At 69.2% G+C, this 19683-nt stretch carries 15 protein-coding genes and 5 pseudogenes; 4 read left to right on the forward strand and 16 right to left on the reverse strand.

Annotated elements, in window-relative coordinates:
• Window positions 1-152 precede the first annotated feature (152 nt).
• Window positions 153-1217 carry an ABC transporter permease gene (locus AB0959_RS46365; protein WP_366832962.1) on the forward strand — a complete coding sequence of 355 codons (1065 nt, stop codon included), beginning with the start codon at window positions 153-155 and terminating at the stop codon, window positions 1215-1217.
• A 2-nt stretch (window positions 1218-1219) separates the two neighbouring features.
• A complete protein-coding gene (locus AB0959_RS46370) occupies window positions 1220-2017 on the forward strand; it encodes an ATP-binding cassette domain-containing protein (RefSeq protein ID WP_366832963.1) in 798 nt (265 codons plus the stop codon).
• 305 nt (window positions 2018-2322) lie between these two features.
• Here the strand turns inward: AB0959_RS46370 and AB0959_RS46375 are convergent, their stop codons facing one another.
• The 7 genes and pseudogenes from AB0959_RS46375 to AB0959_RS46405 all read right to left on the reverse strand — a co-directional run bounded on the left by AB0959_RS46375 (window position 2323) and on the right by AB0959_RS46405 (window position 10021).
• Entirely contained in the window at window positions 2323-3339 is a 1017-nt protein-coding gene (locus AB0959_RS46375) for a Gfo/Idh/MocA family oxidoreductase (protein ID WP_366832964.1), read from the reverse strand.
• A 26-nt stretch (window positions 3340-3365) separates the two neighbouring features.
• Window positions 3366-3515 (reverse strand): annotated as a pseudogene (locus tag AB0959_RS46380) (5-dehydro-2-deoxygluconokinase); the annotation flags it as partial.
• 342 nt (window positions 3516-3857) lie between these two features.
• On the reverse strand, window positions 3858-5036 hold the full coding sequence (locus AB0959_RS46385) for an XdhC/CoxI family protein (RefSeq protein WP_366833012.1): 1179 nt from the start codon (window positions 5034-5036) through the stop codon (window positions 3858-3860).
• Window positions 5037-5234: 198 nt separating this feature from the next.
• A complete protein-coding gene (locus AB0959_RS46390) occupies window positions 5235-7430 on the reverse strand; it encodes a xanthine dehydrogenase family protein molybdopterin-binding subunit (RefSeq protein WP_366832965.1) in 2196 nt (731 codons plus the stop codon).
• Entirely contained in the window at window positions 7427-8407 is a 981-nt protein-coding gene (locus AB0959_RS46395; RefSeq protein ID WP_366832966.1) for a xanthine dehydrogenase family protein subunit M, read from the reverse strand. Before AB0959_RS46395 ends, AB0959_RS46390 begins: the two co-directional genes overlap by 4 nt.
• A gap of 13 nt (window positions 8408-8420) precedes the next feature.
• Window positions 8421-9065, reverse strand: a complete 645-nt coding sequence (locus AB0959_RS46400; protein ID WP_366832967.1) for a (2Fe-2S)-binding protein — start codon at window positions 9063-9065, stop codon at window positions 8421-8423.
• Between the two features lie 163 nt (window positions 9066-9228).
• Window positions 9229-10021, reverse strand: a pseudogene (locus AB0959_RS46405) (zinc-binding dehydrogenase).
• Window positions 10022-10433: 412 nt separating this feature from the next.
• On the opposite strand from AB0959_RS46405, the gene AB0959_RS46410 reads away from it, so the two are divergent.
• Window positions 10434-10805 carry a hypothetical protein gene (locus tag AB0959_RS46410; protein ID WP_366832968.1) on the forward strand — a complete coding sequence of 124 codons (372 nt, stop codon included), beginning with the start codon at window positions 10434-10436 and terminating at the stop codon, window positions 10803-10805.
• Window positions 10806-10962: 157 nt separating this feature from the next.
• Here AB0959_RS46410 and AB0959_RS46415 read toward each other — a convergent pair.
• Window positions 10963-11166 (reverse strand): annotated as a pseudogene (locus AB0959_RS46415) (transposase); the annotation flags it as partial.
• Window positions 11167-11448: 282 nt separating this feature from the next.
• Here AB0959_RS46415 and AB0959_RS46420 point away from each other — a divergent pair.
• Window positions 11449-11814 carry a hypothetical protein gene (locus tag AB0959_RS46420; RefSeq protein WP_366832969.1) on the forward strand — a complete coding sequence of 122 codons (366 nt, stop codon included), beginning with the start codon at window positions 11449-11451 and terminating at the stop codon, window positions 11812-11814.
• 6 nt (window positions 11815-11820) lie between these two features.
• Here AB0959_RS46420 and AB0959_RS46425 read toward each other — a convergent pair whose 3' ends face one another.
• The 8 genes and pseudogenes from AB0959_RS46425 to AB0959_RS46460 form a co-directional block, all read right to left on the reverse strand.
• Entirely contained in the window at window positions 11821-13107 is a 1287-nt protein-coding gene (locus AB0959_RS46425; protein ID WP_366833013.1) for a DUF6236 family protein, read from the reverse strand.
• A 30-nt stretch (window positions 13108-13137) separates the two neighbouring features.
• Window positions 13138-13877 (reverse strand): annotated as a pseudogene (locus AB0959_RS46430) (IS630 family transposase); the annotation flags it as partial.
• Entirely contained in the window at window positions 13847-14356 is a 510-nt protein-coding gene (locus AB0959_RS46435; protein WP_366832970.1) for a DUF5959 family protein, read from the reverse strand. The gene AB0959_RS46435 and the pseudogene AB0959_RS46430, both read right to left, overlap by 31 nt.
• Before the next feature lie 183 nt (window positions 14357-14539).
• The gene (locus AB0959_RS46440) at window positions 14540-15028 is read right to left on the reverse strand and encodes a GNAT family N-acetyltransferase (RefSeq protein WP_366832971.1); all 489 of its coding nucleotides are present in this window, start codon (window positions 15026-15028) and stop codon (window positions 14540-14542) included.
• 503 nt (window positions 15029-15531) lie between these two features.
• Complete coding sequence (locus AB0959_RS46445; RefSeq protein ID WP_366832972.1) at window positions 15532-16398, reverse strand: histidine kinase; 867 nt, start codon at window positions 16396-16398, stop codon at window positions 15532-15534.
• On the reverse strand, window positions 16317-16892 hold the full coding sequence (locus AB0959_RS46450) for a hypothetical protein (RefSeq protein WP_366832973.1): 576 nt from the start codon (window positions 16890-16892) through the stop codon (window positions 16317-16319). The genes AB0959_RS46445 and AB0959_RS46450 overlap by 82 nt, the downstream gene beginning before the upstream one ends.
• 260 nt (window positions 16893-17152) lie before the next feature.
• Complete coding sequence (locus tag AB0959_RS46455) at window positions 17153-17923, reverse strand: class I SAM-dependent methyltransferase (RefSeq protein ID WP_366832974.1); 771 nt, start codon at window positions 17921-17923, stop codon at window positions 17153-17155.
• Window positions 17924-18282: 359 nt separating this feature from the next.
• A pseudogene (locus AB0959_RS46460) lies at window positions 18283-19186 on the reverse strand (molybdopterin cofactor-binding domain-containing protein); the annotation flags it as partial.
• Window positions 19187-19683: the final 497 nt, after the last annotated feature.

Here is a 19683-nt window from a genome sequence, read left to right on the forward strand (position 1 = left end):
ACCGTCGACTGGGTCGTCAGCGACCACGCGTGCTGCCGCGAGGAGGTGAAGTTCGGCGAGCCCAAGGACGACGTCTTCCTCGCCCGGTCCGGGTCTCCTCCCCCGGCTTTCCCTCGCACCGCATCCGGATCCACGAAGGTGACACCACTCCGATGACAACCTCACTTCCTGACACGACAGCCGAGAGAGAGAACGCCGCCGCCCCACCAAAGCAGTCCGAGAGTGTGCTGGGGCAGCTGCGACACCGTCCCGAGGCGGGCGCGCTCATCGGAACGATCACCGTCTTCGTCTTCTTCGCGATCTTCGGCGGTGAGAAGTTCCTCGCCCCCGCGGGCGCGGCGAGCTGGCTGAACATCGCGGCCGAGCTCGGCATCATCGCCATCCCGGTCGGCCTGCTGATGATCGCCGGTGAACTCGACGTGTCCGTGGGGTCGGTGCTGGCGGGCAGCTCGATGACCCTGGCGATCGTCTCCGGGTACTGGGGCGCCCCGATGATCGTGGGTATCGTGCTCGCGCTCGGGCTCGGGCTGCTGGTCGGTCTCCTCAACGGGATCCTGGTCACCCGCACCAACGTGCCGTCCCTGGTCATCACGCTGGCGACGCTGTCCGGCATGGCGGGTCTGACCTTGGGCCTGTCCCGGGTCACGACCGGCACCACCAGCGTTCCGATCAGTCCCGACCCGCTGTCCAAGGCGCTGTTCGGCACACTCATCGCCGGTCAGTTCGAGGTCGCGATCTTCTGGTGGCTGGGCATCGCCGTCGTGGTCACGGTGCTGCTGCAGCTGATGAAGTACGGCAACTGGATCTTCGCGATCGGCGGCGACAAGGAGAGTGCCCGCGCCACCGGCATCCCCGTCGACCGGGTGAAGATCGCCCTCTACATGGCCAGCGGCTTCGGCGCCGCCCTCGTCGGCGTGATCCAGACGATCCTCTACAACGGCGCCCAGGTCGCCAACGGGCAGTCCTTCGTCTTCAACTCCATCATCGCGGTGGTCGTCGGCGGTGTGCTGCTGACCGGCGGCTACGGCTCGGTCTTCGGCGTCGTCCTGGGCACGCTGACGTTCGCCATCGTCAACCAGGGGATCTACTACACGGGCTGGAACTCCGACTGGGCCAGCCTGATCCTCGGCATCCTCATCCTGGCCGCGGTGCTGATGAACAACACCTTCCGCCGCCTCGCCCTGTCCTACAAGCCCCGCACCGCGAAGAAGGCATGACCATGACCGCACCCCTTCTGCGCCTGACCGACATCAACAAGTCGTTCCTCGGCACCCACGCTCTGCAGGACATCTCCCTGGAGGTGGACGCCGGAAAGGTGCTGTGCCTGCTGGGCGACAACGGCGCCGGCAAGTCCACCCTCATCAAGATCCTCTCCGGGTTCCACAAACCGACCTCCGGCACCATCGAGGTCAACGGCAAGCCGGTCGAATTCGACAGCCCGCGGGACGCGAGCACCCAGGGCATCGCCACCGTGCACCAGTTCGGCGGCACCTTCCCGCTGATGGGCGTCGGCCGATGCTTCTTCGTCGGCGCCGAACCCACCAAGGGCTTCGGCCCGTTCAAGCTCTTCGACAAGAAACTGGCCGGGGAGATCGCCGTACGCGAGATGCAGTCCCTCGGCATCACCCGCGTCACCGACGGCAACCGCCTCGTCGGCAGCCTCTCGGGCGGTGAACGTCAGGCGCTCGCGATCGCGCGGGCGGTCTACTTCGGCGCCAACGTCCTGATCCTCGACGAGCCGACGGCCGCGCTCGGGGTGAAGGAGGCCGCGCACGTACTGCGCATCGTCATGCAGGCGCGGGCCAAGGGCGTCGCCGTCATCCTGGTCACCCACAACGTGCGGCACGCGATGATGGTCGGCGACCACTTCGCCGTCCTCATCCGCGGCCAGAAGGCCGACGACTTCCACAAGGGCGAGCGCACCCGCGAGGAGATCACCGATCTGATGGCCGGCGGCGAGGCCATGGCCCACCTCGAAGCCGAACTGGCCCAGCTCCAGGCCGGCGCCGACCTATGAGCGTGTGAGGCCCCTTGACGGAGCGTCACGGGAGTCCCTTGCCGAGCGAGCCGCTCAGGGCTGAGTCGCCCTGAGCAGCTCGCTCGTGTGTTGTGGCGTGCGGGCAATTGGAGGGGGCAGGGACAAACTCGTGTGGGGACGCAGCGACGCTGCCCGGCGGCGCACCGCGGATGCCCTTCGCTCTGGTCACCTGCGAGAGGCACCTCGCCCCGCAAAGAAATGCCGGCCGTCCGCACTCAGGAGCGGACGGCCGACCGGGTGTCGTTCGTGTCAGGCGTGCACGACGCCGGAGCCGAGGGCGGTCCTCACTCGGTGCCGCCGTAGAAGGCGGGCCGGGGCTTCATGTCCGTGGTGACGATGCGGCCCGACTTCCGTGCCTCGACGGTCGCGTTGGAGATGACGGTGGCGGCGTAGCCGTCCCAGGCGGACGGTCCGGTGGGCTCGTCGCCGACGGCGACATCGGCGATCCACTCGCGGAACTCGGTGTCGAAGGCGTCCACGAAGCGGCCCACCCAGTCCGTGAGCACCTCGGTGCTGTGCCGGCCGGCGGTGCGCACGCCCACCGCGGCCGGGTCGGGCAGCCGCACGAGGCCCTCCTCGCCGACGGTCTCGCACTGGATGTCGTAGCCGTACTGGCAGTTGACGAAGACCTCCAGGTCGATACGGACGCCCTTGGCGGTCTCGAAGAGCATGATCTGAGGGTCCTTCAGGTGCTCGAACCGCTTGCTCGTGGAGCGCGGCAGAACGACCTGGGCGGAGACGATCTCGTCGTCGAGGAGCCAGCGCAGTACGTCGATCTCGTGGACCGCCGAGTCGAGCGCGGCCATATCGGTGTGGTACGACTCCGGCACGGTCGGGTTGCGGTGGGCACAGTGCACCACGAGCGGCTCGCCGATACGGCCGGAGTCGATGACCTGCTTCATCTGGCGGTAACCGGCGTCGTAGCGGCGCATGAAGCCGACCTGGACCAAGCGGCGGCCGTGGGCACGCTCGGCCTCGACGATGCGCAGACAGTCCTCCGCGGTCGTCGCGAGGGGCTTCTCGCAGAAGACCGGCTTGCCGGCGGCTATCGCGTTCAGTACGTGCTCGGCGTGCGTGGGACCCCAGGACGTGACGAGGACGGCGTCGACGTCGTCCGCCGCGACCACGGCGGCGCCCTCGGGCAGGACGCGGGCGCCGACCTTGGCCGCCGCCGCCTCGGCGCGGGCGGCGTCGATGTCGGTGACGGCGGTGACCTGGGCACCGGTCGCGGTCTCGGTGAGTCTGCGAATGTGTTCCTGACCGATCCAGCCGGCCCCGATCACTCCTACGCGTACGGTCATGGGGTTTCCTCGTCCTCGGAAGTCGAACGCTCGTACCGCGCCGCCGCCACCGCGACGTTCGTGGGGCTGCCACCCAGGTACATGCCGAACGAGGTGACGTCCGCCAGCCCCACGCCTGCCAGGAGCGGATACACATCCACTCCCCCACGACCCATGGTCAGCACTTCGAATGACATCGGGCTGGCTTCCCTTCGCTCCGGAGCCCCGTCGAGGAGGCCGGCGCAGATGGCAATGGATGATGGATGGATTTAGAGCGCTTTAAACGCACCTCTAAGTCGAGAACCATGCCGCCCAGCCAAATGTCATGTCAATAGGTTGTTGCCGCGAGGTTTGACCCACCGGTCGACTCGGGCATGGAAGGACTTCTCGCCCGGTCCAGGGGGCTCCGCAACAGACCGCTACGTCGGTCAGCGAGGCTCTCAGGTCGGTGGCCTGCCGGCCGTAGGTGTCGATGAGCGCGTAGGCCCCTCATCAAGACAGGATTCCGGCCCCGTTGCACGCAGGCCGACCGGTTGCCCTCAGCGGCCCATGCCGGCGGGTGCGGGCGCATCGTAGGAGGCGGTCCGACCGCCGGCCTGGCTCCGGACCAGGGGGCCGTGAATCGGTCCCGTGCCGTGGGACAGCGGCAGACCGGTGGCATGGTTGGTGTAGGAAAGGATCTCCGCGGTGATGGAGATGGCTGTCTCCTCAGGTGTGCGGGCGCCGAGGTCGAGCCCGATCGGCGAGCGCAGCCGGGCCAGTTTCTCCTCGGGCACACCGGCCTCGCGCAGGCGGTGCAGCCGTTCGTCGTGGGTGCGCCGGGATCCCATCGCGCCGACGTAGCCGACGGGCAGATCGAACGCCAGGCGCAGCAGGGGGATGTCGAACTTGGCGTCGTGGGTGAGGACACAGATCGCGGTGCGGGCGTCGACCTCGGTGCGTTCCAGGTACCGGTGCGGCCAGTCGACCACGACCTCGTCCGCCTCTGGGAACCGGGCCGTGTTGGCGAAGACCGGTCGCGCGTCGCACACGGTGACCCGGTAGCCCAGGAAGTGCCCGATCCGGCTGAGGGCGGCGGCGAAGTCGACGGCACCGAAGATCAGCATGCGCGGCCGGGACGCGTGGACGTGGACGAGGACGGACAGCTTCTCGGGGCAGGTGTCCCCGTCGCCTCCGACCTCGACGCGGGCGGTACGTCCCGCCCGTAGGAGGGCACCGGCCTCAACCGTCACCGCCCGGTCCACCTCGCCGTCGTCCAGCGTTCCGTGGGCCGCGTCCCCGTCACCGAGGACGCACAACGTGCGGCCGAGGAGATCCTCGGGACCGTCGACGACCTGTGCCACCGCCGTGGGCCTGCCCCGCAGGCCTTCCGCGAGGGCGGCGGCCAGGTGGGGCTGCGCTGCGGGGTCGATGCGCTGGACGAGGACGTCGAGTTCGCCGCCGCAGGTCAGCCCGACGGCGAAGGCGTCGTCGTCGGAGTAGCCGAACCAGGCGCGCTGGGGCGCGCCCCCGTCCTTGAGTACCTGTTGGCACAGCTCGTAGACGGCGCCCTCGACGCAGCCGCCGGAGATGCTGCCGGCCGCGTTGCCGTCCATGTCCACCGCGACCGACGTACCGGCCGGCAGGGGTGCGCTGCCGTGGACGTCGACGACGGTGGCCAGGGCGAAGGGGAGTGCCTCGCGGCACCAACGGTGCAGTGTGTCCGCGATGTTCCACATGAACCTGTCTCCGTGGGTGTGGGAAAGGGCCGCCGTCGTGCTCTGCGGGGGCGGGAACGCGTAGTCGACCCTGCTAGGTCCGGCAGCCGTACGCGGGGACTCCCCCACTGCCTTGAAGGCGTGGGGGACCCCCAGCCGGACGGGCATGGGGTGCCCCGGGCGACTGGGCTTCTCCTCCGCGGCCCGGAGCACCCCGGCTCAGTTCAACGCCTCCGCGGTGATGGGCAGTTCGCGGATGCGGCGGCCGGTGGCGTTGTAGACCGCGTTGGCGATGGCGGGTGCCACCCCGACCTGGACGATCTCTCCGATGCCCTTGACGCCGAGCGGGTCTGCGTCGGGGTCCTCGCCCTCCAGGTAGATGGCCTTGAGGTCGGGGATGTCGGCGTTGACCGGGACGAGGTAGTCGGCGAGGCCGGCGTTCACGATCCGGCCGTCGCGGTGGTCGGTGACGGTGTGTTCCAGCAGTGCCTGGCCGATGCCGCCGACCATGCCGCCCAGCGCCTGGCTGTCCGCCAGCTTGGGGCTGACGATGCGGCCCACGTCGTACACACCGAGCATCCGCCGCACGCGTACCAGACCGAGGGTGGCGTCCACGGCCACCTCGGTGAAGACCGCGCCGTAGGAGAAGTACGAGTGCCGCGCGGGCTCCGGCGCCCCCGCGTACGCGCCGTCGGCTTCGAGGTGGGTGAGCTTGTTGCGGGTCAGCAGCCGCTGGTAGGTCTCGCCGCGGACCGGGTTGCCCTGTACGTGCAGCCGGCCGCCGCGTACGACGATGTCGTCGGCCTTGACGCCGTACAGCGGCGACTCCTCGTCCTCGACGGCCAGCTTGATCGCCTGGCCGCGCACCTTGTTGCAGGCGTCGAGGACTGCGGAGCCGACGACGGTCATGGTCTGCGAGCCGCCGTGCGGCGGGGTCGGCGGGTAGAGGGAGTCGCCGAGCCGGAACGTCACCGCGCGCATGGCCAGCCCGAGCGCGTCCGCGGCGACCTGGGTCTGGGAGGTGTAGGTACCCGGGCCCATGTCGCTGGTGGCGGCCTCGGCCACCGCGGTGCCGTCGACGTCCAGACGGACCCGGGCCTGCGCCGGAAAACGCCCGGGGTCGTACACGGCCGCGGCCATGCCCAGACCGATCAGCCAGTCGCCGTCACGCGTCGAGCGGGGCTTCGGGTTGCGCCGGTTCCAGCCGAACTCCCGGGCGCCCACGGTGTAGCACTCGCGCAGCCTGCGGGTGGACCAGGGCAGTCCGTTCGACTCGTCCTCGGCCGGCTCGTTGCGCAGGCGCAGCTCGATCGGGTCGACACCGAGCCGGTTCGCGAGTTCGTCCATGGCCGACTCGATGGCGAAGGACGCGTTGGCGAAGCCCGGACCGCGCATCCAGATCGGGGTGTTCACGTCCAGCGGCACCTTGCGGTACGCCTGGCTGACGTGGGGCGTGCTGTAGAACATCTGGCCGGCGAGCATGATGGCCTCTTCGAACTTCTCGTACGACGAGGTCTCCGCGTCCATTTCGTGCACCATGGCGGCCAGGCGCCCCCGCCGGTCACTGCCCAAGCGCACTCGGTAGTCGTAGGAGGGCCGGAAGCCGGTGCCGAAGTACATCTGCCTGCGGCTCAGGACGACTTTCACGGGACGTTTCATCTCGCGGGCGGCGAGCGCGGCCACCACGGTGTGCGGCCAGCAGCGCAGCCCGCTGCCGAAGCCGCCCCCGACGAACGGTGAGATGACCCGCACCGATTTCATGGGCAGGTCGAACACCTTGGAGAGTTCGGTCTGGGTGCCCACCACCCACTGGGTCTTGTCCCACACGGTCAGCTTGTCGCCGTTCCAGCGGGCGATGGTGGCGTGCGGCTCCATCGGGTTCTGGTGGTTGCGCGCCATGCGGTAGTCCAGGTCCATGCGCACCGCCGCGTCGCGCAGCCCGGCGGCGGCATCACCGCGCGCGTACTTGGTCGGCTCGTCCGGCTTCGCCTCTGCCATGTCGGTCGAGGGCTTCTTCGCGTCGTAACGGACCTCGACCAGGCTCGCGCCGTGCTGGGCGGCCTCCAGGGTGGTGGCGATGACGACGGCGACCGGCTGACCGTGGAAGAGGACCCTGTCGTCCTGGAAGACCCGCAGCCGCCGGCCCTCCGGGTTGTTCGACCCGGAGTTGTCGAGGTACGGCAGCTTCGGCGCATCGCGGTGACTGATCACTCTCAGCACACCGGGGTGGGCCAGCGCGGCGTCCGCGTCGATGGACGTGATGCGGCCGAGGCCGACACTGCTGTCGACGATGACCGCGTGCAGGACGCCCTCGACGTCGTGCTCGGCGGCGTACAGGGCCTGACCGGTGACCTTCAGCCGTCCGTCCACCCGGGACAGCGGGGCGCCGACGGCGGCCTGGGGTTGGGGACTCACTTCGTACCTCCCACGACCTGCAGCTGACGCTCGACGGTCCGCTTGAGCAACTCGGGCTTGAACCGGTTGTGCCGAAGGGGACGGGCCCCGTCCGCCGCCTTCTCCGCGGCCGCCGCCCACAAGGCTGCTGAGGGGCGTTCGCCGACCAGGTGCCGCTCCACTGCGGGCAGCTTCCAGGGCACGGTACCCACCCCTCCGGCGGCGACCTTCGCCTCGCGGATCACCCCGCCGCGCACGTGCAGCGCGACGGCCGCAGACGTCAGAGCGAACTCGTAGGACTGCCGGTCACGCACCTTCAGGTAGCCCGACCTCAGCGGACGCGGGAGCGCGGGGATCTCGACCGCGGTGATCAACTCACCCTGCCGGATGGACTGTTCACGGTTGGGGGTGTTGCCTGGCCGCAGCAGGAAGTCGCCGAAGCGCACACGGCGCTCCCCGTCCGGGCCCTCCAGGTGCACGGTCGCCTCCAGGGCGGTGAACGCCACGGCGACGTCGGAGGGGTGCGTGGCCACGCAGGCGTCGGAGGTGCCGAGGATCGCGTGGCTGCGGTTGTGGCCCTTCAGCGCGGCACAACCCGAGCCGGGGTCACGCTTGTTGCAGACGGCGGTCACGTCACGGAAGTACGTGCAGCGAGTGCGCTGCATGATGTTGCCGCCGATGGTCGCCATGTTGCGCAGCTGGGCGGAGGCGCTCAGTTCCAGCGACTGGGAGATGACGGGAAACAGGGCGCGCACCTTGGGGTGGGCGGCGGTCTCGGCCATCGTCACCAGCGCACCGATCCGCAGACCGCCACCCTCGGTGGCCCTGACCTCGCGCAACGGCAGGCCACTGATGTCGACCAGGCTCTCGGGGCGCTCCACGGTCTCGCGCATCAGGTCGACCAGGGTGGTGCCCCCTGCGATGTAACGGCCGCCGCGGCGACCGGCGTCGAGAGCCTCACGCGTGCCGGAGACACGGGTATAGGAGAAGGGAAACATGACGGCCGCACCTCTACTTCCGGCCGGCGGTCTTCTCGACCGCGCGCGCGATTTTCACGTAACAGCCGCAGCGGCAGATGTTGCCGCTCATCCACTCCCGGATCTCCTCCGGGGAGCCGGTGTGGCCCTCCTTGATGCAGCCGACGCCGGACATGATCTGGCCGGGGGTGCAGTAGCCGCACTGGAAGGCGTCCTCGTCGATGAACGCCTGCTGCAGCGGGTGCAGTTCGTCACCGTCGGCCAGGCCCTCGATCGTGGTGATCTCGGCGCCCTCCAGGCGCACCACGAGGGTCAGGCAGGCGTTGTGCCGCTGTCCGTCGACCAGCACCGTGCACGCACCGCAAGCACCGGCGTTGCAGCCCTTCTTGGAACCGGTGAGACCGAAGTGCTCTCGCAACAGGTCCAGCAGCGAGGTGCGGTTGTCCACCGTCACCGTCCGCCGGGTGCCGTTCACCGTCAGGGACACACGGCTGGCGGGCGGCGCGGCAGCTGCCGCGTCCTCCGAGCCGGCAAGGAAGGACCCTCCGATCACGCCACCCGCGACGGCGACACCACCGACCGCGGTGGTGGTGGCCATGAAAGTTCGCCGAGTGGGGACCGAGGAGGACTCGCCCGGTTCGGTGGGGGGTGGAACAGCAGACGCAGGTTCAGTGGACATAGGTACGCCTTCGCATCACTGGGCGGATCAGCCGCAACCGCGGCAGGTCATGAGGGGTCGTGGTTCGCAGGTGTTTTGTGTGTCCCGATCGGTCGGGGTAGTGGCAGCCCCCCGGAAACAGGGGCGCGGATGGGGCCGCCCCCTCTCCGGGCCGCGCCCGGGGTCAGCTGTTGACGAGGACCTTGAGCCTCTTGCGGTCGGCCATGTCCTGGTAGCCGGCCGGGACGCCATCGAGGGTGGTGGTGGCGAAGACCTTGCCGGGCTCGGTGGCGCCGCTGAGGATGTCGGGCAGCAGTTCCTCGATATAGGCCTGGACCGGCGCCGGTCCGCCGGCCAGCCGGATGGTGTGGCGGATGAGGCCGCCGAAGCCGATCGGTGCTTCCTCGTGCTGCGGAACGCCGACCCGGCTGATGACGCCGCCCGGACGGACGATACCGACGGCCCGTTCATAGGCGGGCATGTTGCCGACGCACTCCAGGACCACGTGCGTTCCGTGCCCGCCGGTCAGCTCCCGCACCTGGGCGATGGCTTCTTCGCCACGTGCGGAGACCACGTCGGTGGCGCCGAACTCCCGGCCGAGACCGGTGCGCGCCTGATGACGGCCCATCAGGACGATCTGCTCGGCCCAGCGTGAGCAGGGACGGGACAAGGGCGGAGTCCGCCGCGACGGGGAGTTTGGCGAGGGTACCGTCGGCGAGCGGGAGGCAAACCACTTCGGCCTGGCCGCGCTCGTCCGCCTCGCCGTCCCAGAAGTCGGCCTGGGCGACGCCGATGAACTCGTGCCCCATCCGGGCCGGGCCGTCTTCCGACTTCATCGAGCCGTAGGGCCACAGGTCACTGCCGCAGATACAGGAGGCGGTGACACGGACCAGCGCGTCGGTGGGCTGCTTGACGACGGAGTCCGGGACGTCCTCGACGCGGACGTCGCCGGCGCCGTACATGAGAGTCGCACGCATAACAATCTCCGATGGCGGCACTTGACCGGGTTTCCGCCGACGTGGAATCAGAGCCGGGCACTGCACTGCCCCGTGTCTTGGGGCACGCGTCCTCAGTTCCGCCGTCGCCGACGTTTTCGATCTTCGTCCGTCCCACAAAACCGGAATCGTCATGCCGCAGGAAGGTCGTGTTTATAGGGGGCATAATCTCAACCCCCTTAAACCGGCTGGCAGTTACTTCCTCCTCCGGTTCAGGAGCCGGTTACGGACAGGGCCGAAGCGGTTGTCCACCGGGCGGTGAATCCGCCGTCGACAGGCAGGGCGACGCCGGTGACGCAGGACGCTCCGGGGGCTGCACAGCCGGAGCACGGCGGCGGCGATCTCGTCGGCGCAGCAGAGCAGCAGAGCAGCAGAGCAGCAGAGCAGCAGGTCGATGATGAACCTCGAACTCCTCACCCACATCAAGTCGATCTCGCCGCGGCCCATCCTGTTCGTCCTGCCTGCCGTTGCGGACGCACGCGGCGGACAGCCTCATGAAGTTGAGCAGCCACTGAACCCGGGGCGGGACCGCGATCCCGACGACGCGAGCCCGGAGGTCAGTGCCATCCTTCCTGAACAACGTGCGCAGCTCGCGGAGCGCATTCGCGAGCTGCAGCGGGTCGATGAACGACTGGCGCGAATGAGCCAGGCGCACGAGCGCGGCATACTCCTGACCGACGCGGAACAGATTGCGACATTCGGCAACGACTGGGACCCCGAGCAATCGCAGACGGCTCGCACGCTGTGGGGCCGGTCTGCGCAATGAGGCTCAGTCGCCGGGCGCTCCGCGTCACGCTCACGCGCAGACTGACGGCAGCTCTCAGACGCGATGCGCGACATGCAAGCAGCTCTCGCCAACGCGATGGACAGCGGAGTTGAACCAGGAACCCAGGAGGCGGGGGAACTTGGTGTGGTGTAGCTGATCATTCGGCGGTGCCGGGCAGGTAGGTGGTGTCGTCTGGACAGAGGCTGTCCATGCTCTCGATGGAGAGGTAGCAGCGAGGGAAGGCGATCCATTCGTCGTGGAGCTCGACGAGGACGGCGGTGGCCAGGCGGGTGACGGCGGCGGTGTTCGGGAAGACCTGGACGACGTCGGAGTGTCGCTTGATCTCCCGGTTCAGCCGCTCGGAGTGCCAGAAAGGCATGCAGCGGCCACAGTTGCCCTGCTGGTTCCGGAACAGACGTCGGGCGCCGGGTCTCAGCCGCTTCTTCCACTCCTGGCACCGGTTGGTCTTGAAGTACTCGACATCTAGCAGTTCTTCGTTACGTGGGGTGATCTCGCCTGGTGGCGGCATCCTGCTGACATGAGGCTGGGGAAGTGGAACGGCTCCAGGGTGAGTGGTATCTGCGGGGCTTGATGTTGGACGGCCGACGCAAGTCGTCCATCCGACGGAAACGGCGCACTTCCCGTGAGCCGCATCCCGGCCGTCCGGCCGTCCGGCCGTCGCGACGATCCGGAGCCGGCGAGAAGGCTGCCGCCGGCGGCGCGTCCGCAGCTGTCGGACGCAGCCATCACCAGTGCGGCTGGCGCTGTGCGGGGAGCGTTGAAGAAGGCGGCGCGAGAGCGGACCACGACATCGTGGGATGAGTTGCAGCGGCAGCTCGGCTCCGCCCTGCCCGTCCTGCATGGAGACGAGCGCTTCCAGGGTCTGGCGCGCGTCGAAGGCGACGCAGCGGACAACGAGCCGCTGCTGGTGGCGCTGTTGACGGTTGGTGACCCGAAAGGCGCGAAGCGGTATCGGTGCATCAGACCTGGCGCTACGAGTAGCCACTGAATCCCACTAGATGTTGATGCCGAGACCGCGGGCGCCTGCGATCGTCCATCGGTTGATGAAGGAGGGCGGGTCGGCCACCTTCTCGGCCTGCAGCAGGTAGGTGACGGGCGAGTCGGACCGGATGCGGTCGCGTTCTTTGGCCGTGACGTGGTAGAGCCCGACCAGACCGAAGCCGATCGATGTGGCCGTGACGGCCGGCCACTGCGCTGCCGCGCCGCCGATGGCTCCCAAGGCGGGCAGTTGCGTCTGCAGGTTCACCAACCCGAGTCCCGTGCCGAGCTTGAGCCCTTTGATCGCCGCCTTGAGGTCGTTGAGTGGCTGCTCGAAGTGCGTCCGGCGGACATGCGCCACGTGGAGGGCGACGATCTGCGGATCCTGTTCTTCCAGGAGGGAGCTGGTCAGCTCGGCGGCGGCCGCGTCGAGGGCGTCGACGAAGCGGTCGAACTCGGGTCGGTAGTCGGTGCGCAGCTTGATGATGTCGCCGACGGGTACGTCCGCGATCCCCTCGGGCAGCGGGAGCTGTGCGGTCAGCATGCCGACCACGGATACTGGGCGCCAGTCGTGCGGGTGGTGATCGAAGAGCTCAGCGAAGATCCGCGCCTCATCCCAGTCGTGCACCTGCCGTTGGGAGGCGGGGTTGTCGGTGATCGGCGTCAGCCCGTGCCGCCGGGCCAGCTCCTCCGTCAGCGCCAACTTGTAGACCCAGGCGAGCTTCGGGTCCACCGACATCCAGTCGTACTCCACGTCGCCGGACATGAGGGTGGGGCGGCGGGTGTTCAGGCCCAGCTGGGAATCGAGCAGCACCTGGCGCAGGTCAGGAGCGAATTCATCCCAGTGCACCTCGACCAGGGACGTCCGCTCGTCACGCGGCCGCCAGACCTCCCCCGGGAGAGAGTAGCGGTTCACCGCTCGCCACTGCGGATTGCTCGGGTCGCTCTCGTCGATGTCCTCGGGGGACACGCCAAAGTAGCGGTGCAGCTCGACGTGGCGCTCGCGGATGACGTTGATGAAGTGCGGGGCGACCGCTTCGGCTGCCGGGCCCGGAGGCAGCTGCTGGATGAAGTCGAGTCCGTCCGCGAGAGCACGGACGGTGTCGGAGTCGTGGACCGGATACTCGGCCGCGGCGACGCGCGCCAGCGCCGGCCAGTACAGCGCGGTGGCCTTGACCCACGCGGCGTCCCGGATATGAACGTACGGAAAGTACAGGCCGATACGCGGTGCCACCGCTCCCCCTTGCGCGTCTGCTGCGGGATCTCCAGCGCCGACCGTACTCACGATCTCTTTCCCGGACACGGCGAACCCATTCCTTGTGGGCTGGTCCCCAATGCGGTTCAGCCAGGAACTGGTTGTCGGCGTGTAGGCGAACTCGACGTTGTTGGCCGTGGCCCGGTCGCCGACCCGGGTGTCCTTCTTCGTGGTCAGGTGCGGGGAGGAGTTGTCGAGCACGATCGCGATGCGGGTCTCGGGCGCGTGAAGGCTGCGCAAGTAGCGGCCCCGTGCGGGTGCAGGTCGCCCGTCGGCGGGGTCGGGGTTCCCGGTCGGGCTCCTTGTGCCGTCCGCCGCGCTTGGCCCATTGCCGACCGGGGTGGGGCTGGAGGTTGAGCGGGCCGAACTCGTCGAGGCATGAGATGACCTTGGGTTCGCCGTCCTCGGGTATGACCTCGCCGTCGGCGATGGCGTAGAGGTGCTCGACGCGCCTTCTTCGCCGCGTAGTCCGGGTCGTGGGAGGTCTTCCAGGCTTATATGCGTTGAAACGAGACGCCCTCCTCGCGGAGCAGGACCCGAAGGCCCTCGTGGCTGATGTCGTCGACCACCCCCTCGGCGACCAGGAAGTCGGCCGGCTTGTCCAGGCTCCAGGTCGAGAAGGGCAGGCCGTGTTCGACCGCCTTCGACTTGGCGATCTTCTTGATCTCCCGGCGTTCGGGCAGGGTGAAGGTCTTCGGCCGACCATCCTGTTCCTGCGCATATACATGCAGGGAAGCCACGGAACCTGAACTCGTGATGTCGGTCTCGCGGGGCGAAGCGGTACCGCTCAGCTCCCCTGCGAGGGACGCCATTCGTAGGTCATGGGGGCCTCACTGGGCCAGGTCTGCCGGACCTGCTCCAGTCGGTCCTGGTGCTCGTCTGTCCAGTTCTCCTGCGGTCGGATCCATAGCACCGCCATAAGGCGGTCAGGATCGAGGACCGTTATGGCCAGAGAGCGGTCCTCTTGCATGTGGAGAACGAGATTCAGCCCGCGATCGCCACCGATGCTCGCGCCCCTGCCCGGAGCGAGGCCAGCCAGCTCCTGCTGCCAAGCGTCGAGGTCCCGCTGGAAGAGACAGAGCTCCAGCCGGGCATCGACGAAACTGGCGTGCGCCAAGACCTCAGCCTGGAGAACGTCGTGAGTCGTCAGCACATCGTGCTTGTAGCGGCCGGTCACGCGAACGATGCAGCGGTCGCCATCCGCGTCCTCCAAGTGGATCAGGTCCACCGCGCCTGGTTCGGCCATCGCCGGTCTCGCTCTCTCTGGTGCCGGTCTGGCGTGTGCATCCTGCCCCATCACCGTTCAGGCCGACCCTCCAGCCCCAGGCGGAGAACCGCCGTCACGCTGCGAAAGCCAGTCCGGTGCCCGAGAGACAGCCGTCGATTACTTCGGGACACACGGAACGCGCGGCGTCCAGCGGCTCTGCATGCCGGCCACCATGCAAGCGAAGCCGGGTGCCCTGCAAACCGGCAAACCTGGTCATTCCGAAGACATGCGAAACTCGAATTCGGGACGGTCCCACGGCACGGCGGGCGGGTTCGCGAGCGCGGTCCCGATCCGCACTGCACCTGCGCGGTGGTAGAAGTCCTCGGCGGGAAGATGCGACACGACCCTGACACGGTCGAGCCCGGCGGCACGGGCCTCGGACTGCATGTGCGCGACGAGCAGCCGTCCAATACCCCGTCCTTGCACTTCGTCGGCGACGAACAGCAGGTCGAGCTCCGGTGGAGCGAGGACGAGCGAGTAGAACCCGAGGACCCGGCCTTCATGCTCGTCGGCGCCGACGGCCACAAAGGCGCGGTGGGCCTCGATGTAATCAGGCCCGACTCGGAAGCCCGCGACTGCGGCTGCGTACTTACCCGCATAGGCGCCTGAGCCACGCACGAGCCGCGTGAGCCGTTTGGCATCCCGCGCAACGGCCCTCCGTATCGTGATCGGCTGGCTGATCGGGGAAGTGCGTGAACTCATCGGGAGAGTATTTCGCACCGGGGCGTGCCGCCGTGCGGTGGGTCGGCTACTCGGGCAGGATTCCTGCACCGCTCCCGGGAGCCGCCTGCCCAGGCCCCGACCGACCAAGTCACTGCCGCCGCATCGACCGCCCGCCGAGCAACGGGGACGCCCGAACCGCTGCGGAGGAGCCGGAGAACGGGGTGGTCAACCGCTGTTTCCCCTGAGCCTGCCGCAGCGAGGGCCAGCCTGTGCAGGACGACTTCAGGCTGGCCTCGCATCAGGAGATGCTGGACTTTGCGCCAGCTAGCGGATGTGTCCTGGTTGATCGCACCAAGTCCCTGGGTCGTGTGTTGCGCATCGGCCGCATAACGCGTGCCGTCGCTGTGTCCTTGCTTCGGGTGGCTCCCAAGAGGACGACCGAGTGCAACGGCGCCCGCGCCGGCGTTGTAACCCACATGTTCGGAAGCCCCGCCGGGCCGCACCCGCGGGCCTTCTCATCAAGTGCCGCTCTCACACGCCTGTCACCAACTGCATCGCCCCCCCGGACCAGGAGCCTCTGACCTGGCATTACGCGCCCGTTTTGGACTGCCCGGACGCCCACGGACGGTATGTACAACCTGTGCCACGTGGTACCGCGGCCCCTCGCTGGCACCAAGGTGGGGCCGACGTGATGGCCTGGCGTCCGCCGGTTCTTCGGGTTCGGGCAGCGGTAGCCGTGCGTCCAGGCGGAAACGGCCGTCGGCTTGCGCTCCGGCGTGGATGCTGCCGCCCACGGCGTGGGCGCGTTCGCGCATGCCTGTCAGCCCGTGTCCGGTACCCACGGCGGCCGGGGCCGCAGATGAGCCTGTGCGTAGCGGGCTGGAGATTTCGATGTGCAGGGCGTCGGTCCGGTAGTCGACGAGCAGGTCCGCGACGGCGTGGCCGCCATGCTTGTGAGCGTTGGTCAGCCCCTCCTGAATGATGCGGTAGGCGGCCAGGTCGACCGCGATCGGCAGGGGACGCGAGCGCCCGGCCCGCCGGTGGCGCACGCCCAGTCCGGCGGCGGTCACGGATTCGAGGAGCCGGCCGAGACGGGACAGGCCAGGGACGGGTTCGGTCGGTTGGGGCCCGTCCGTCTCGTCGTCCGGCTGCCGTAGCACGTACAGCAGGGAGCTCAGTTCGTCCAGGACGGTGCGGCCGGCGTCGCGGATGTGGCCGAGTGCCGTGTCGGCCTGGTCCGGTTCGGTGCGCAGGAGGTGTCCGGCGACGCCCGCCTGAAGGGTGATCAGGGCGATGTGATGGGCGATCACGTCGTGGAGTTCCCGGGCTATGCGCAGCCGCTCCTCGGCGACCCGGCGGCGAGCCTCTTCTTCCTTGCTCGCCTCCGCCCGTCGTGCCCGCTCCCCCACCGCGGCCAGGTAGTCGCGCCAGATGCGTACGGTGCCCCGACCGCGGCGCACATGCCGACCCAGGCGAGGACTCCGGCGCCCTCCGTTCTGGATGTCGGATCCATCGGATGGGCGACGACGAAGTACAGGGCGACGGCGGTGATGGCGGCCGCGATCAGCGCGACCCGCCGACGGACCGTACGGGCCACGGTATAGACCGAGATCAGCGCGGCGGCACCGAGCACGGGCGACGCACTGGAAGTCACGGCGGTGATGGCGATCTCGCCGAGCACCGACAGCGCCAGGACGGGCAGCGGTGCCCGGTGGCGCACCAGCACCAGCAGGAAGGCGGCCCCAGCCGCTACGGCGTCGACACCCCGGAGTGACCCGCCGCCGGGCACTCTCCGGAGGAGCATGTACAGCACGCCGCCTGTACCCAGGAGGGTGGCAAGGGCGGCATCCAGCAGCCGCGGGTGAGGGCTGATCACCCGTCGCAGCGAAGCCGGGCCCATCATGACTTCATCGTCCCCTTGTTGTACGGACAGCAGGGCTACCCGCCGGTGCGCCGGAGGGGTACGGGCGGGGTCGGCGAAGTGGCGGCGGCCACGGGCTCAGGCATGGCGCCGTTTGAGCAGGACGGCCGCGCGGCCAGGAGTACGACGATGCAGCAGGCGAACACCGCGAGGCCGGGCCCGGGTGACAGCGGGCCGCTCTCCGTCTGCACCGGAGGCGGCCATAGGTCTCCGCCTTCGGCCCTGTGCCTACCGCCCACGCCTCACGGAACTCGGGTCCAGGCGCCGTACTGCAACGCCCCCAGAACCTGACTGCCCTGTTCCAGTACGGCCTTCGCCAACTGGTCCGGCAGGGTGTCGTCGGCGACGAGGCCCGCGGGCAGGGACAGGCCGGCCTTCGCCAGCGCCGGTTCGAGGACACGCAGCGAGTACGCCAGCCACGGGAAGAGCGGCGAGTCCTCGCCCGCCGCGACCGGGCCCTGGCACTCGACCGTCGGGCTGGGCAGTCCGGCGTCGAGAAAGGTGCGGTTCAGTCGGGGCCCGAAGTCAGGCGGCGTTCCGACTGCGTGGTACACCTCGGTCAGCAGCCGGTAGCTGTCGTCCCACAGCGGGCACGGCGGCCACGTGGGGTTCTGCACGACGAAGTCGAACTCGTGGAACACCATGATCCCGCCAGACCGCAGGAAGCGGGCGAACCGGCGAAGCGTGGCGGCGGGGTCCTTCTGGTACAGCAGGACGTAGCGGCCCACCACGGCGTCGAAGCGCTCAGTGGTGTCGAAGTGGTCGAGGTCGGTGACCGCGAAGTCGAGGCTTCCGTCGTAGCCTTCGTTCATTGCCCTGCGGCGGGCCTTCTCCGTGGTCGCCGAGTCGCGGTCGATGCCCAGGACCCGGCCGCTCGGCCCCACGATCTCGGCGGCCGGCATGGAGACATCGCCCATCCCCGAACCGAGGTCCAGGACTGACATGCCGGGCCTCAGACCGCCCAGGCGCAGGAAGCGATCCGTCGAGGGACGCAGGATCCGCGCCTGCAGCATGAGACGCCGGTGCTCCAAGTCCGAGCTTCCCAGTTTCGTAGTCGGTGTGCGCGTCGGATGCGGCTGCGGTGGCGGGCATGGTGGTTTCGTTCATCCTCTTCTGCCTTCTTCATCGGGTTTCCGGGCTGTCATGTGGGAACAAGTTGTGGCCATGTGGTGCGGCTTGGCGCCGGTCTGGCCCGGCGGGCGACGCATGCCGTCACGTGGTGGCCCAGGAACCTGCCGAGGCACCCGAACCAGTGCGGGGCGTGGTCGGTGCCTCGGCTGCCGCTCCCCGGTCCAGCTCCGGGGGACCGTCGGCCAGGACCTTTTCGGAGTTCCGGGCTTCTTCGCCCCAACGGCGCAACGACTCAGCGACGTCAAGCACTTGGCCCACCCGCCAGCAACACCCGGTCGGGCCGGATCGGCAGGTGGCGGTGGCGTACGCCGGTGGCGTGCCAGACCGCGTTGGCGATGGCCGCCGCGGCGCCCACGTTGCCGATCTCGCCGATGCCCTTGATCCCGACCGGGTCGTCGGGGTCGGGATCGTCCACCCAGTACGCCTCGATGGCGGGGACGTCGGCGTGCGCGGCGATGAGCCCGCGAAATCGGCACCGACCAGGCCACCGGTGGCCTCGTCCCGCACGGCTTCCTCGTGCAGGGCCATGGAGATGCCCCAGGTCATGGCGCCGGTGAACTGACCCCGTGCGGTCAGTGGGTTGACGATCCGGCCGGCCGCGAAGACGCCGAGCATGCGCCGCACCCGGACCTCGCCGGTGACTGGGTCGACAGCGACCTCGGCGAACTGTGCCCCGAAGGTGTGCCGCTCCTTCGGCTCCTGCTGTGCGACGGCGACGACGGCCGCGGTGGTGTCGGACCGTACGGTGATGCCTTCCGGCGGGATGGTGGCGCCCGGGTGGAGTCGCTCCAGCAGTTCCCCGGAGGCCGCCTTGATGGCCCAGGCCCAGAGCGGGTGCCCATCGAGCCGGCACCGAGTGCGGCCGGGCCGAAGTCGCTGTCCCCGATGCGGACCCGGACCTGGTCCGGCGCCACCTGGAGCGCGTCGGCGGCGATCTGGGTGAGTGCGGTCCGCGCCCCGGTTCCGATGTCGGAGGCGGCGATGCGCACGGTGAAGCCGCCGTCGGCTTCCGCCGTCACCGCGCACGTGGACGGTGCGGCCGCCACATGGTAGGTGGCCGCCGCGGTGCCGGTGCCCAGCAGCCAGCGCCCCTCCCGACGCACGCCGGGCCGCGGGTCGCGGTCCGCGCGACCTGGGGGTTGTGCTGAATGTAGGGGGCGCCCAGGTACCGGTCGGCGGCCTCCCGGGGCTTCCTGTGGTTGATGGCGAGGTCCAGGAACGCGATCGCGATGCGCTTGTTGACCACTTCCTGGTTTGCTCGTACGCCGTGCGGGATGGCCGCAGCGAGTGCGCGTGCCGGTGCCGGCAGCGGGGTGCCGGGGCTGGCGGAGGCTGTAGTGCATGCGGTCAGCGCGGCCGCGGCAAGGATGCCCGCGCTGGGGAAGGTGACACCGCGGCGGAGCACGAGGGTGTTCATGCTTGTCTCCAGAGTTGTGCCCGGCTGTTGGCCCGTGGTCCGGGGTCGGCCTTCCGTCACAGATCCGGAACGTGTGGGGAACGATCGGGCAGGAGGACGAATCAGGAGGCGTGTCCGAAGACGGGGCAAGGCCCGGGTCGTGAGCAGGCGGGATACGGGGGACGGACACCGGTGGCCCACGCCACCGGCCAATGACGCCGAACGATTTCGCCCTCTATGGTGGAA

The sequence above is a fragment of the Streptomyces sp. NPDC046862 genome (genome assembly GCF_040704615.1).
Lineage (GTDB): Bacteria > Actinomycetota > Actinomycetes > Streptomycetales > Streptomycetaceae > Streptomyces.

Coding starts and splice junctions, on each gene's coding strand:
- AB0959_RS46370 (WP_366832963.1), top strand. CDS start 1,220: ATGACCGCACCCCTTCTGCGCCTGACCGACATCAACAAGTCGTTCCTC.
- AB0959_RS46455 (WP_366832974.1), bottom strand. CDS start 17,923: ATGCTGCAGGCGCGGATCCTGCGTCCCTCGACGGATCGCTTCCTGCGC.
- AB0959_RS46375 (WP_366832964.1), bottom strand. CDS start 3,339: ATGACCGTACGCGTAGGAGTGATCGGGGCCGGCTGGATCGGTCAGGAA.
- AB0959_RS46385 (WP_366833012.1), bottom strand. CDS start 5,036: ATGTGGAACATCGCGGACACACTGCACCGTTGGTGCCGCGAGGCACTC.
- AB0959_RS46400 (WP_366832967.1), bottom strand. CDS start 9,065: ATGTCCACTGAACCTGCGTCTGCTGTTCCACCCCCCACCGAACCGGGC.
- AB0959_RS46450 (WP_366832973.1), bottom strand. CDS start 16,892: ATGATGGGCCCGGCTTCGCTGCGACGGGTGATCAGCCCTCACCCGCGG.
- AB0959_RS46410 (WP_366832968.1), top strand. CDS start 10,434: ATGATGAACCTCGAACTCCTCACCCACATCAAGTCGATCTCGCCGCGG.
- AB0959_RS46395 (WP_366832966.1), bottom strand. CDS start 8,407: ATGTTTCCCTTCTCCTATACCCGTGTCTCCGGCACGCGTGAGGCTCTC.
- AB0959_RS46435 (WP_366832970.1), bottom strand. CDS start 14,356: ATGGGGCAGGATGCACACGCCAGACCGGCACCAGAGAGAGCGAGACCG.
- AB0959_RS46365 (WP_366832962.1), top strand. CDS start 153: ATGACAACCTCACTTCCTGACACGACAGCCGAGAGAGAGAACGCCGCC.
- AB0959_RS46440 (WP_366832971.1), bottom strand. CDS start 15,028: ATGAGTTCACGCACTTCCCCGATCAGCCAGCCGATCACGATACGGAGG.